Genomic DNA, 15,965 nt, shown 5'->3' with positions numbered 1-15,965 from the left:
AAATTTATTGCTATTTTGTATATCTGATTATATCAATTGAAACTCCCTAGTATTGTCTGTTGATGATTGCCGTGCTTGATTTTTAGAAAATCGAACATGGGGGTTTGTCATGGCCAATCATAAGTTCACGGGTGGTACGATCACATCTGGCAAGGGGATGCCTTCGTCAGTTGGTGATGAGAATGCATCCTCTGTCTTATTGGCCCAAGATGCCCAAGAGCCGGTTCCAGTGGATCCGGCAACGGCCGAGTCGGAAGGGCAACCTGATGCGCAAGTGCCCGCTGCGTCCCTTCCAGCTGAGCTGGCGGCTGATGCAGACAATGTTGTCCGCCTTCCGCAGGGTGTCTCGATCGACGAGATCAGGCTCGACGGGAACAATCTGGTTCTCGTGCAGCCCGACGGCTCGACCGTCACCATTCTCAACGCCGCTCTCAAGGTGCCCACCTTCCTGATCGGCGATGTGGAAATCCCCGAACTCGCGCTCGCTGCCGCCCTTCAGGCCAACGGCATCGACGTCGCGGCCGGTCCCGATGGCGCTCTGACCGTGGTGTCCGCTGCCTCCCAGAGCGGCGGCGGCGGCTTCAACACGCCCAACGGCGATATCGGCGATGCCGGCCCCGTGATCGATCTTCTGCCTCCCACGGCATTGCAGTTCGGCACGCTGGAGCGGCGCGAGCTGTTCCCGTCGATCCGGGAGAACGATTTCCCCGAGCTCAGCATTGTGAGCCTCGGAACGCCCCCCGGACAGGTGAATGAGAGCGCGCTTGCCAGTGGATCCGGCGGCGGCACCACCAGCACGCTGGGCAATGTTCTGGTCGATCCGGGCGGCGATGGCCTTGGCTCGCTTGTCGTCACCAACGCGTCCGGCGTCAGCGTCGACGTCACCAATGGCGGCACCATTCAGGGTGTTTATGGCGAGCTCATCGTCACGCCGAATGGCGATGGCACCTATGGTTTCGAATATGTGCTGACCACCAACACCATCGATCACGCCAATGCCGGCCAGACCGAGGCAGACGATGTGGTCACCGACACGTTCGATTTCGTCGTCACCGATGGCAATGGCGACACGGCGTCCGACGAACTGACCGTCACCATCACTGATGACGGGCCGGCGATCGACCTCGCACCTGCGGAAGAAAGCGAGATTGTCCTTGATGAAACGGACAATGATGCCGACGACGGCGATGTGGGCGGCCTTCTGGCTGACCTCACCGTTCCCGGCTCTGCTCTTTTCACGGAAACGGCGACGCCGGGTGCCGATGGCGCGCAGTCCAAGGTCTACTCGCTCATCCTGAACGCCGGCGCGACCGGCCTCACCGACACGCTCTCGGGCGAGCCGGTCGTTCTAAGCGAAGAAGGCGGCGCAATCGTTGGTCGCACGCAGACGGGCGGCGACGAAGTGTTCCGCATCAGCGTGGATGCAAACACGGGCGATATCACCGTTTCTCAGTCGCGTGCGCTGTTCCACGACCAGAACCCCGGTTCGGACGCTGAAGCTCATGACGAAAGCCTGACGCCGGAGGTGATGAACAGCGGTCTCGTTTCGCTGAACGTTGTTCTGACCGATGGCGATGGCGACACTGCCAGCGACACGGCCGAACTCGGCGCGCTGATCAAGTTCGAGGATGACGGACCTTCGATTGAGGCATCTAATGCGACGCTTCCCTCGCTTGTGACGGACGATACGGACATCACGGACACGACGGGTCCGGTGTCGTTTGCCGGCCTGTTCACGCATGACTTCGGCGCGGACGGGTTCAAAGACACCGACGACAACGATGACGCGGATGCGGATGCGATCTCCTATGCGCTGTCTCTGAATAATGGCACAGATAGCGGCCTTGTGGACACGCTGTCGGGGGATGCGATCCTGCTGCGTGTTGATGGCAATGGGGACATCGAGGGCTATCTTGCCACCGACACGAACACGGTTGCGTTCAAGATCGACATCAACCCGGATACGGGCGATGTGACGCTGACGCAGAACCGCTCGGTTGTGCATGACGATGTGAACGATCCGGTCGAGACGGGCACTTCCGCCGCGAAGCTGCCGAGCAACGTGATCACGCTGACGGCGACGGTCACGGACGGGGACGGCGACCAGGACACGGCGTCGGTGGATATTGGCGGCGCGTTCTCCTTCGAGGATGACGGACCTTCGATTGAGGCATCTAATGCGACGCTTCCCTCGCTTGTGACGGACGATACGGACATCACGGACACGACGGGTCCGGTGTCGTTTGCCGGCCTGTTCACGCATGACTTCGGCGCGGACGGGTTCAAAGACACCGACGACAACGATGACGCGGATGCGGATGCGATCTCCTATGCGCTGTCTCTGAATAATGGCACAGATAGCGGCCTTGTGGACACGCTGTCGGGGGATGCGATCCTGCTGCGTGTTGATGGCAATGGGGACATCGAGGGCTATCTTGCCACCGACACGAACACGGTTGCGTTCAAGATCGACATCAACCCGGATACGGGCGATGTGACGCTGACGCAGAACCGCTCGGTTGTGCATGACGATGTGAACGATCCGGTCGAGACGGGCACTTCCGCCGCGAAGCTGCCGAGCAACGTGATCACGCTGACGGCGACGGTCACGGACGGGGACGGCGACCAGGACACGGCGTCGGTGGATATTGGCGGCGCGTTCTCCTTCGAGGATGACGGACCTTCGATTGAGGCATCTAATGCGACGCTTCCCTCGCTTGTGACGGACGATACGGACATCACGGACACGACGGGTCCGGTGTCGTTTGCCGGCCTGTTCACGCATGACTTCGGCGCGGACGGGTTCAAAGACACCGACGACAACGATGACGCGGATGCGGATGCGATCTCCTATGCGCTGTCTCTGAATAATGGCACAGATAGCGGCCTTGTGGACACGCTGTCGGGGGATGCGATCCTGCTGCGTGTTGATGGCAATGGGGACATCGAGGGCTATCTTGCCACCGACACGAACACGGTTGCGTTCAAGATCGACATCAACCCGGATACGGGCGATGTGACGCTGACGCAGAACCGCTCGGTTGTGCATGACGATGTGAACGATCCGGTCGAGACGGGCACTTCCGCCGCGAAGCTGCCGAGCAACGTGATCACGCTGACGGCGACGGTCACGGACGGGGACGGCGACCAGGACACGGCGTCGGTGGATATTGGCGGCGCGTTCTCCTTCGAGGATGACGGACCTTCGATTGAGGCATCTAATGCGACGCTTCCCTCGCTTGTGACGGACGATACGGACATCACGGACACGACGGGTCCGGTGTCGTTTGCCGGCCTGTTCACGCATGACTTCGGCGCGGACGGGTTCAAAGACACCGACGACAACGATGACGCGGATGCGGATGCGATCTCCTATGCGCTGTCTCTGAATAATGGCACAGATAGCGGCCTTGTGGACACGCTGTCGGGGGATGCGATCCTGCTGCGTGTTGATGGCAATGGGGACATCGAGGGCTATCTTGCCACCGACACGAACACGGTTGCGTTCAAGATCGACATCAACCCGGATACGGGCGATGTGACGCTGACGCAGAACCGCTCGGTTGTGCATGACGATGTGAACGATCCGGTCGAGACGGGCACTTCCGCCGCGAAGCTGCCGAGCAACGTGATCACGCTGACGGCGACGGTCACGGACGGGGACGGCGACCAGGACACGGCGTCGGTGGATATTGGCGGCGCGTTCTCCTTCGAGGATGACGGACCTTCGATTGAGGCATCTAATGCGACGCTTCCCTCGCTTGTGACGGACGATACGGACATCACGGACACGACGGGTCCGGTGTCGTTTGCCGGCCTGTTCACGCATGACTTCGGCGCGGACGGGTTCAAAGACACCGACGACAACGATGACGCGGATGCGGATGCGATCTCCTATGCGCTGTCTCTGAATAATGGCACAGATAGCGGCCTTGTGGACACGCTGTCGGGGGATGCGATCCTGCTGCGTGTTGATGGCAATGGGGACATCGAGGGCTATCTTGCCACCGACACGAACACGGTTGCGTTCAAGATCGACATCAACCCGGATACGGGCGATGTGACGCTGACGCAGAACCGCTCGGTTGTGCATGACGATGTGAACGATCCGGTCGAGACGGGCACTTCCGCCGCGAAGCTGCCGAGCAACGTGATCACGCTGACGGCGACGGTCACGGACGGGGACGGCGACCAGGACACGGCGTCGGTGGATATTGGCGGCGCGTTCTCCTTCGAGGATGACGGACCTTCGATTGAGGCATCTAATGCGACGCTTCCCTCGCTTGTGACGGACGATACGGACATCACGGACACGACGGGTCCGGTGTCGTTTGCCGGCCTGTTCACGCATGACTTCGGCGCGGACGGGTTCAAAGACACCGACGACAACGATGACGCGGATGCGGATGCGATCTCCTATGCGCTGTCTCTGAATAATGGCACAGATAGCGGCCTTGTGGACACGCTGTCGGGGGATGCGATCCTGCTGCGTGTTGATGGCAATGGGGACATCGAGGGCTATCTTGCCACCGACACGAACACGGTTGCGTTCAAGATCGACATCAACCCGGATACGGGCGATGTGACGCTGACGCAGAACCGCTCGGTTGTGCATGACGATGTGAACGATCCGGTCGAGACGGGCACTTCCGCCGCGAAGCTGCCGAGCAACGTGATCACGCTGACGGCGACGGTCACGGACGGGGACGGCGACCAGGACACGGCGTCGGTGGATATTGGCGGCGCGTTCTCCTTCGAGGATGACGGACCTTCGATTGAGGCATCTAATGCGACGCTTCCCTCGCTTGTGACGGACGATACGGACATCACGGACACGACGGGTCCGGTGTCGTTTGCCGGCCTGTTCACGCATGACTTCGGCGCGGACGGGTTCAAAGACACCGACGACAACGATGACGCGGATGCGGATGCGATCTCCTATGCGCTGTCTCTGAATAATGGCACAGATAGCGGCCTTGTGGACACGCTGTCGGGGGATGCGATCCTGCTGCGTGTTGATGGCAATGGGGACATCGAGGGCTATCTTGCCACCGACACGAACACGGTTGCGTTCAAGATCGACATCAACCCGGATACGGGCGATGTGACGCTGACGCAGAACCGCTCGGTTGTGCATGACGATGTGAACGATCCGGTCGAGACGGGCACTTCCGCCGCGAAGCTGCCGAGCAACGTGATCACGCTGACGGCGACGGTCACGGACGGGGACGGCGACCAGGACACGGCGTCGGTGGATATTGGCGGCGCGTTCTCCTTCGAGGATGACGGACCTTCGATTGAGGCATCTAATGCGACGCTTCCCTCGCTTGTGACGGACGATACGGACATCACGGACACGACGGGTCCGGTGTCGTTTGCCGGCCTGTTCACGCATGACTTCGGCGCGGACGGGTTCAAAGACACCGACGACAACGATGACGCGGATGCGGATGCGATCTCCTATGCGCTGTCTCTGAATAATGGCACAGATAGCGGCCTTGTGGACACGCTGTCGGGGGATGCGATCCTGCTGCGTGTTGATGGCAATGGGGACATCGAGGGCTATCTTGCCACCGACACGAACACGGTTGCGTTCAAGATCGACATCAACCCGGATACGGGCGATGTGACGCTGACGCAGAACCGCTCGGTTGTGCATGACGATGTGAACGATCCGGTCGAGACGGGCACTTCCGCCGCGAAGCTGCCGAGCAACGTGATCACGCTGACGGCGACGGTCACGGACGGGGACGGCGACCAGGACACGGCGTCGGTGGATATTGGCGGCGCGTTCTCCTTCGAGGATGACGGACCTTCGATTGAGGCATCTAATGCGACGCTTCCCTCGCTTGTGACGGACGATACGGACATCACGGACACGACGGGTCCGGTGTCGTTTGCCGGCCTGTTCACGCATGACTTCGGCGCGGACGGGTTCAAAGACACCGACGACAACGATGACGCGGATGCGGATGCGATCTCCTATGCGCTGTCTCTGAATAATGGCACAGATAGCGGCCTTGTGGACACGCTGTCGGGGGATGCGATCCTGCTGCGTGTTGATGGCAATGGGGACATCGAGGGCTATCTTGCCACCGACACGAACACGGTTGCGTTCAAGATCGACATCAACCCGGATACGGGCGATGTGACGCTGACGCAGAACCGCTCGGTTGTGCATGACGATGTGAACGATCCGGTCGAGACGGGCACTTCCGCCGCGAAGCTGCCGAGCAACGTGATCACGCTGACGGCGACGGTCACGGACGGGGACGGCGACCAGGACACGGCGTCGGTGGATATTGGCGGCGCGTTCTCCTTCGAGGATGACGGACCTTCGATTGAGGCATCTAATGCGACGCTTCCCTCGCTTGTGACGGACGATACGGACATCACGGACACGACGGGTCCGGTGTCGTTTGCCGGCCTGTTCACGCATGACTTCGGCGCGGACGGGTTCAAAGACACCGACGACAACGATGACGCGGATGCGGATGCGATCTCCTATGCGCTGTCTCTGAATAATGGCACAGATAGCGGCCTTGTGGACACGCTGTCGGGGGATGCGATCCTGCTGCGTGTTGATGGCAATGGGGACATCGAGGGCTATCTTGCCACCGACACGAACACGGTTGCGTTCAAGATCGACATCAACCCGGATACGGGCGATGTGACGCTGACGCAGAACCGCTCGGTTGTGCATGACGATGTGAACGATCCGGTCGAGACGGGCACTTCCGCCGCGAAGCTGCCGAGCAACGTGATCACGCTGACGGCGACGGTCACGGACGGGGACGGCGACCAGGACACGGCGTCGGTGGATATTGGCGGCGCGTTCTCCTTCGAGGATGACGGACCTTCGATTGAGGCATCTAATGCGACGCTTCCCTCGCTTGTGACGGACGATACGGACATCACGGACACGACGGGTCCGGTGTCGTTTGCCGGCCTGTTCACGCATGACTTCGGCGCGGACGGGTTCAAAGACACCGACGACAACGATGACGCGGATGCGGATGCGATCTCCTATGCGCTGTCTCTGAATAATGGCACAGATAGCGGCCTTGTGGACACGCTGTCGGGGGATGCGATCCTGCTGCGTGTTGATGGCAATGGGGACATCGAGGGCTATCTTGCCACCGACACGAACACGGTTGCGTTCAAGATCGACATCAACCCGGATACGGGCGATGTGACGCTGACGCAGAACCGCTCGGTTGTGCATGACGATGTGAACGATCCGGTCGAGACGGGCACTTCCGCCGCGAAGCTGCCGAGCAACGTGATCACGCTGACGGCGACGGTCACGGACGGGGACGGCGACCAGGACACGGCGTCGGTGGATATTGGCGGCGCGTTCTCCTTCGAGGATGACGGACCTTCGATTGAGGCATCTAATGCGACGCTTCCCTCGCTTGTGACGGACGATACGGACATCACGGACACGACGGGTCCGGTGTCGTTTGCCGGCCTGTTCACGCATGACTTCGGCGCGGACGGGTTCAAAGACACCGACGACAACGATGACGCGGATGCGGATGCGATCTCCTATGCGCTGTCTCTGAATAATGGCACAGATAGCGGCCTTGTGGACACGCTGTCGGGGGATGCGATCCTGCTGCGTGTTGATGGCAATGGGGACATCGAGGGCTATCTTGCCACCGACACGAACACGGTTGCGTTCAAGATCGACATCAACCCGGATACGGGCGATGTGACGCTGACGCAGAACCGCTCGGTTGTGCATGACGATGTGAACGATCCGGTCGAGACGGGCACTTCCGCCGCGAAGCTGCCGAGCAACGTGATCACGCTGACGGCGACGGTCACGGACGGGGACGGCGACCAGGACACGGCGTCGGTGGATATTGGCGGCGCGTTCTCCTTCGAGGATGACGGACCTTCGATTGAGGCATCTAATGCGACGCTTCCCTCGCTTGTGACGGACGATACGGACATCACGGACACGACGGGTCCGGTGTCGTTTGCCGGCCTGTTCACGCATGACTTCGGCGCGGACGGGTTCAAAGACACCGACGACAACGATGACGCGGATGCGGATGCGATCTCCTATGCGCTGTCTCTGAATAATGGCACAGATAGCGGCCTTGTGGACACGCTGTCGGGGGATGCGATCCTGCTGCGTGTTGATGGCAATGGGGACATCGAGGGCTATCTTGCCACCGACACGAACACGGTTGCGTTCAAGATCGACATCAACCCGGATACGGGCGATGTGACGCTGACGCAGAACCGCTCGGTTGTGCATGACGATGTGAACGATCCGGTCGAGACGGGCACTTCCGCCGCGAAGCTGCCGAGCAACGTGATCACGCTGACGGCGACGGTCACGGACGGGGACGGCGACCAGGACACGGCGTCGGTGGATATTGGCGGCGCGTTCTCCTTCGAGGATGACGGACCTTCGATTGAGGCATCTAATGCGACGCTTCCCTCGCTTGTGACGGACGATACGGACATCACGGACACGACGGGTCCGGTGTCGTTTGCCGGCCTGTTCACGCATGACTTCGGCGCGGACGGGTTCAAAGACACCGACGACAACGATGACGCGGATGCGGATGCGATCTCCTATGCGCTGTCTCTGAATAATGGCACAGATAGCGGCCTTGTGGACACGCTGTCGGGGGATGCGATCCTGCTGCGTGTTGATGGCAATGGGGACATCGAGGGCTATCTTGCCACCGACACGAACACGGTTGCGTTCAAGATCGACATCAACCCGGATACGGGCGATGTGACGCTGACGCAGAACCGCTCGGTTGTGCATGACGATGTGAACGATCCGGTCGAGACGGGCACTTCCGCCGCGAAGCTGCCGAGCAACGTGATCACGCTGACGGCGACGGTCACGGACGGGGACGGCGACCAGGACACGGCGTCGGTGGATATTGGCGGCGCGTTCTCCTTCGAGGATGACGGACCTTCGATTGAGGCATCTAATGCGACGCTTCCCTCGCTTGTGACGGACGATACGGACATCACGGACACGACGGGTCCGGTGTCGTTTGCCGGCCTGTTCACGCATGACTTCGGCGCGGACGGGTTCAAAGACACCGACGACAACGATGACGCGGATGCGGATGCGATCTCCTATGCGCTGTCTCTGAATAATGGCACAGATAGCGGCCTTGTGGACACGCTGTCGGGGGATGCGATCCTGCTGCGTGTTGATGGCAATGGGGACATCGAGGGCTATCTTGCCACCGACACGAACACGGTTGCGTTCAAGATCGACATCAACCCGGATACGGGCGATGTGACGCTGACGCAGAACCGCTCGGTTGTGCATGACGATGTGAACGATCCGGTCGAGACGGGCACTTCCGCCGCGAAGCTGCCGAGCAACGTGATCACGCTGACGGCGACGGTCACGGACGGGGACGGCGACCAGGACACGGCGTCGGTGGATATTGGCGGCGCGTTCTCCTTCGAGGATGACGGACCTTCGATTGAGGCATCTAATGCGACGCTTCCCTCGCTTGTGACGGACGATACGGACATCACGGACACGACGGGTCCGGTGTCGTTTGCCGGCCTGTTCACGCATGACTTCGGCGCGGACGGGTTCAAAGACACCGACGACAACGATGACGCGGATGCGGATGCGATCTCCTATGCGCTGTCTCTGAATAATGGCACAGATAGCGGCCTTGTGGACACGCTGTCGGGGGATGCGATCCTGCTGCGTGTTGATGGCAATGGGGACATCGAGGGCTATCTTGCCACCGACACGAACACGGTTGCGTTCAAGATCGACATCAACCCGGATACGGGCGATGTGACGCTGACGCAGAACCGCTCGGTTGTGCATGACGATGTGAACGATCCGGTCGAGACGGGCACTTCCGCCGCGAAGCTGCCGAGCAACGTGATCACGCTGACGGCGACGGTCACGGACGGGGACGGCGACCAGGACACGGCGTCGGTGGATATTGGCGGCGCGTTCTCCTTCGAGGATGACGGACCTTCGATTGAGGCATCTAATGCGACGCTTCCCTCGCTTGTGACGGACGATACGGACATCACGGACACGACGGGTCCGGTGTCGTTTGCCGGCCTGTTCACGCATGACTTCGGCGCGGACGGGTTCAAAGACACCGACGACAACGATGACGCGGATGCGGATGCGATCTCCTATGCGCTGTCTCTGAATAATGGCACAGATAGCGGCCTTGTGGACACGCTGTCGGGGGATGCGATCCTGCTGCGTGTTGATGGCAATGGGGACATCGAGGGCTATCTTGCCACCGACACGAACACGGTTGCGTTCAAGATCGACATCAACCCGGATACGGGCGATGTGACGCTGACGCAGAACCGCTCGGTTGTGCATGACGATGTGAACGATCCGGTCGAGACGGGCACTTCCGCCGCGAAGCTGCCGAGCAACGTGATCACGCTGACGGCGACGGTCACGGACGGGGACGGCGACCAGGACACGGCGTCGGTGGATATTGGCGGCGCGTTCTCCTTCGAGGATGACGGACCTTCGATTGAGGCATCTAATGCGACGCTTCCCTCGCTTGTGACGGACGATACGGACATCACGGACACGACGGGTCCGGTGTCGTTTGCCGGCCTGTTCACGCATGACTTCGGCGCGGACGGGTTCAAAGACACCGACGACAACGATGACGCGGATGCGGATGCGATCTCCTATGCGCTGTCTCTGAATAATGGCACAGATAGCGGCCTTGTGGACACGCTGTCGGGGGATGCGATCCTGCTGCGTGTTGATGGCAATGGGGACATCGAGGGCTATCTTGCCACCGACACGAACACGGTTGCGTTCAAGATCGACATCAACCCGGATACGGGCGATGTGACGCTGACGCAGAACCGCTCGGTTGTGCATGACGATGTGAACGATCCGGTCGAGACGGGCACTTCCGCCGCGAAGCTGCCGAGCAACGTGATCACGCTGACGGCGACGGTCACGGACGGGGACGGCGACCAGGACACGGCGTCGGTGGATATTGGCGGCGCGTTCTCCTTCGAGGATGACGGACCTTCGATTGAGGCATCTAATGCGACGCTTCCCTCGCTTGTGACGGACGATACGGACATCACGGACACGACGGGTCCGGTGTCGTTTGCCGGCCTGTTCACGCATGACTTCGGCGCGGACGGGTTCAAAGACACCGACGACAACGATGACGCGGATGCGGATGCGATCTCCTATGCGCTGTCTCTGAATAATGGCACAGATAGCGGCCTTGTGGACACGCTGTCGGGGGATGCGATCCTGCTGCGTGTTGATGGCAATGGGGACATCGAGGGCTATCTTGCCACCGACACGAACACGGTTGCGTTCAAGATCGACATCAACCCGGATACGGGCGATGTGACGCTGACGCAGAACCGCTCGGTTGTGCATGACGATGTGAACGATCCGGTCGAGACGGGCACTTCCGCCGCGAAGCTGCCGAGCAACGTGATCACGCTGACGGCGACGGTCACGGACGGGGACGGCGACCAGGACACGGCGTCGGTGGATATTGGCGGCGCGTTCTCCTTCGAGGATGACGGACCTTCGATTGAGGCATCTAATGCGACGCTTCCCTCGCTTGTGACGGACGATACGGACATCACGGACACGACGGGTCCGGTGTCGTTTGCCGGCCTGTTCACGCATGACTTCGGCGCGGACGGGTTCAAAGACACCGACGACAACGATGACGCGGATGCGGATGCGATCTCCTATGCGCTGTCTCTGAATAATGGCACAGATAGCGGCCTTGTGGACACGCTGTCGGGGGATGCGATCCTGCTGCGTGTTGATGGCAATGGGGACATCGAGGGCTATCTTGCCACCGACACGAACACGGTTGCGTTCAAGATCGACATCAACCCGGATACGGGCGATGTGACGCTGACGCAGAACCGCTCGGTTGTGCATGACGATGTGAACGATCCGGTCGAGACGGGCACTTCCGCCGCGAAGCTGCCGAGCAACGTGATCACGCTGACGGCGACGGTCACGGACGGGGACGGCGACCAGGACACGGCGTCGGTGGATATTGGCGGCGCGTTCTCCTTCGAGGATGACGGACCAACCGTTATCGTCCCCGAAGATGCCGTTCTCAGCAACTCGGCGGGCACACCGCAGGAGTTCGATCTGGACGTCGATGGCATGGTCACCGACAATTACGGTGCCGATGGTGCAGGTACGGTGCGCTTTACCGTGACGGACGGACAGGAGAGCGGCCTCACTTCAGGCGGCCAGCCGGTCACCTATCACCTGTCTGCCGGCGGAACGGTTCTGACCGCCAAGGTCGGCGGGGCAGGGGGCGTCACGGTCTTCACGGTCACGCTTGATCCTGCAGACGGCACCTACACGGTGGATATGGATCGTCCGGTCGATGCCTTCACCCAGGTCGACTTCGATCCGGGCATCTATGATTTCGTCGGCGGCAACGATCCGTGGGCAGGCTTCGTGCCCAATGGACAGGACGGGAACTCGCCGGTCGATGACAATTCCCGCGACCTGCTGCTGACGCCGATCGGCGCGAGCGGCTCCTCGATCAACGGCAATGCCGCGTCGGCTGGTGTCGGCGGTGGTTTGGGTGGCCAGAATATCGGCCCCGGTGAGGGCATCCGGCTGGACTTCGTGCAGGACCTGACGGGCGATCCGGCCGGTGCGCCGGCGGACTACCAGGGCAATGTCGGTCAGCAGGATCACCTGTTCGATGGCCACTACACGGTGAATGGCGCAGCGGTCACCTTCGGAGATGGTTCGTCAGACACCACCATCCGGTTGAGCGCATTCGATGACCCGGATGGCAACACCACGGTGGGAGACGGAGCGGGCGACAGCATCACCAGCATCGTGATTGCCTATGACGGTGAAAACCAGGTGATCACCTATGATCCGCTGGACACCTACCCGACCACGGTCACGGTTGGCAGCCCGGGCGGCCTTGCCGACCGCAGCTACACCGTCGATTTCTTGATGGTGGGTGGCGCTCGCGTGGCGCAGGTCACCGGCGTGCTGGACACGCAGGTCACGATCACCAGCTTCACGGCGGATGGCTATAACAGCCTCGAAGTGCTCTACATCTCGGGTGATGACTTCGCCATGACCGGGTTCGGCACCTCCGTGGTGAGCACGGATCCGGTGGACTTCACTCTGCCCATCGAGATCGTTGATGGAGATGGCGATACGGCTCCTGCCGAGATCGACATCACGCTGCAGCCCGACGCAGCCCCCACGATCAGCGCGTTCACCGCCGAGGTCAACGAGGCCGGTCTTGCGGGCGGCACGGAAGAGGGTGTGGCGAGCACGGTGGATACGGGCGCGCTCAGCATTGCGCTCGCATCGGGCGACACGCTGGACACGCTCGAGGTGAGCGACGCCAATGGCAACTGGGTCGATGTCACGGGCGGCGGCACGGTGCAGGGCAAGTTCGGCCTGCTGACGGTCACGGCGAATGGCAGTGGCGGTTACTCCAGCTCCTACCAGCTCAACCAGAACTCGCTCGACCACAATGTGCGGCCCGGCAAGGGCACGCCCGAAGGTGTGGCGGAACGCTTCAATGTTCGTGCAAAGGACAATGATGGCGACTATTCGGCCGTCGATACGCTGAAGGTCAATGTGCTCGACGATGCACCGGAGGCCGTTGCCGACGATGCAAGCCTGACGCTCGGGACCGAGAACTTCAACATCGCTTTCGTTCTCGATTTCAGCGGCAGCGTGAGTAAGAACGAACTGGACGCAATGCTTGATGCGGTCAAGGCGGCCGGGCAGGCCTTCTTCGATGGAACCTCGGGCAATGTGCAGATCGAGCTGGTCGCGTTCTCGTCAGAGGCCAGTGCTGCAGGACCGTTCACCGACTATGCGTCCTTCGCAGCGCAGATTGATGCCTGGAACCCGACGGGAAGCGGTTCCCGCCCTTACAATGGCGGCACCGACTTCACGGCGGCCATCGAAGAAACCATGGATGCCTACACGCCGCTTTCGGATCACAACAATCAGGTCTTCTTCCTGAGCGATGGCAATCCGAACGAGCAGACTGGCAGTGATGGACATTCGCTCAATGGTAGTACGCAGACCGACTGGAACAATTTCGTTCAGGACAATGACGTGACCGTGCAGACGGTCGGGATCGGCAACAACATCGATGTCGAACAGCTGCAGGATGTCGATGAGGCCGATGGCAGCGATGTGGTGGTCTCGGTTTCGAACTTTGATGATCTGGTCACCGCATTGCTCGATCTCACCAATCAGGTGGATGTCTCCGGCAATGTCCTGCTCGGCAACGACAATGCCGCGGGCGGTGGTGACGACGACATCCTTGGAGCGGATGGCGGTCGCATTCTCTCCATCACGGTGGATGGCGTCACTTACACCTATCAGGATGGCCCGGACAAAATCTTCAATGATGGCGGCCAGCCGGCCATTAACGGATCAAGCCTTGTCGTGGACGGTGCACTCGGCGGCGAACTCTCGTTCAACTTTGAGACCGGCGCGTGGAGCTATCAGGCCGATGGCGACACAACGCCCGGCACCGAGAGCTTCGACTATGTTCTGGTCGACAATGATGGTGACACCAGCGGCGCATCGCTGACGATCGATATCCTGCCGCCTCCGGGCGCAACGGATGACGTGGTGCTGACAAACATCACCGATTACTCGGCAATCGATATCCCGACGGCAGCCCTGCTGCACAATGACCCGGCTCCGGCGAGCCCGCTCAGTGTCGACGGGGCGAGCAATCCGCAAAATGGCGGTGTGAGCCTGGCCGGCGATGTCACCTTCACGCCATCCAGCACGCCGGTAGAGTTCGTGGATGAGGACTTCAGCAGCGGTGCTGGATCTTTCATCTATCGCGACGCCTACTATCCCGGGACGGGTTCGGAAGCCAGCGGGTTCCGCTCCACAAGTGGGCCGGCCAGTGGCGGTGCGATGAAGATCGAGCTCGGCGATGGCGGCGGTAGCGACCGCTACAATGTGAATGGCGCGTTCACGCGAGCCTTCAACCTTGCATCGGCAGCGACCGTGACGATCACGTTCGATTATTACGCAATGCTGACGGCCGAAACGGATTTGGGCGAAGATGTCCGCGTACTGGCCGGTGTCGATGGCGAAGCATTCGGATCGGGCGGCGTCGTTGATGAACTTCTGGGTGCATCTGGCAGCGGCGGCGGCGACGCCGTGACAGGCTGGAAAACCTTTACCACGACAATAGACCTGTCTGCCGGTGATCACACTCTGGCGCTGGGCGGTCTGCTGACTCAGAAAACGAAAAGCGGTGAATTCGCCGAAGTCTATTTCGACAATGTCAACGTCGAGTACACGCCGACGCCATCCTTCACCAGCGGCGGGTTCGATTACTCGGTCTCCGATGGCAGCGGCTTCACCGACGATGCACATGTCAGCGTTACCGGCGTCTCGGGCAGCACCATCACCGGAACGGATGCGGACGAAGTTCTCGTCGGCAATGACAGCGGTTCGACACTGCTCGGCATGGGCGGCGACGATTCACTCGTCGGTGGCGATGCAGTCGATCTGCTGGATGGCGGCGAAGGTGACGATCTCCTCATCGGCGGCGATGGTGCGGACGTGCTGACCGGCGGCGAAGGGCAGAACACCTACGATCTCACCGATACCGACGGCGCCATCGATACGGTGGTGCTCGATCCTTCCGCACTCACCGGCATGAACCCGGATGAGATCATCGGCTTCAGCTCCGAAGATGTCGTGGACCTCTCCGAGCTGGTTTCGCTCTCGACCACGCCCGGCGACAGTATCGGTGATTTCGTCAGGCTCAACCCTGGCGACGGCAAGGAACTGCAGGTGGATGCGGACGGAACCGCCGGCGGTGATGACTGGGTGACAGTCGCCACATTTGATGTGCAACCCCCAGCTTCCATCACGATCCTCTACAAGGACGATAATGGCAGTGACACTTCGAGCACATTCTGAGTGAAATGACACGACA

At 60.8% G+C, this 15,965-nt stretch carries 1 protein-coding gene; it reads left to right on the top strand.

The genetic code is table 11. The annotated features are described in order from the left end of the window. The first annotated feature begins 274 nt into the window (after positions 1 to 274). Entirely contained in the window at positions 275 to 15,949 is a 15,675-nt protein-coding gene (locus DEJ54_RS00355; RefSeq protein ID WP_113152805.1) for a DUF5801 repeats-in-toxin domain-containing protein, read from the top strand. The last annotated feature ends 16 nt before the right edge of the window (positions 15,950 to 15,965 follow it).

The sequence above is a fragment of the Nitratireductor sp. OM-1 genome (assembly GCF_003296175.1).
GTDB classification, from domain to species: Bacteria; Pseudomonadota; Alphaproteobacteria; order Rhizobiales; family Rhizobiaceae; genus Nitratireductor; species Nitratireductor aquimarinus.
This window is presented reverse-complemented; position numbering and strand designations above follow the sequence as displayed.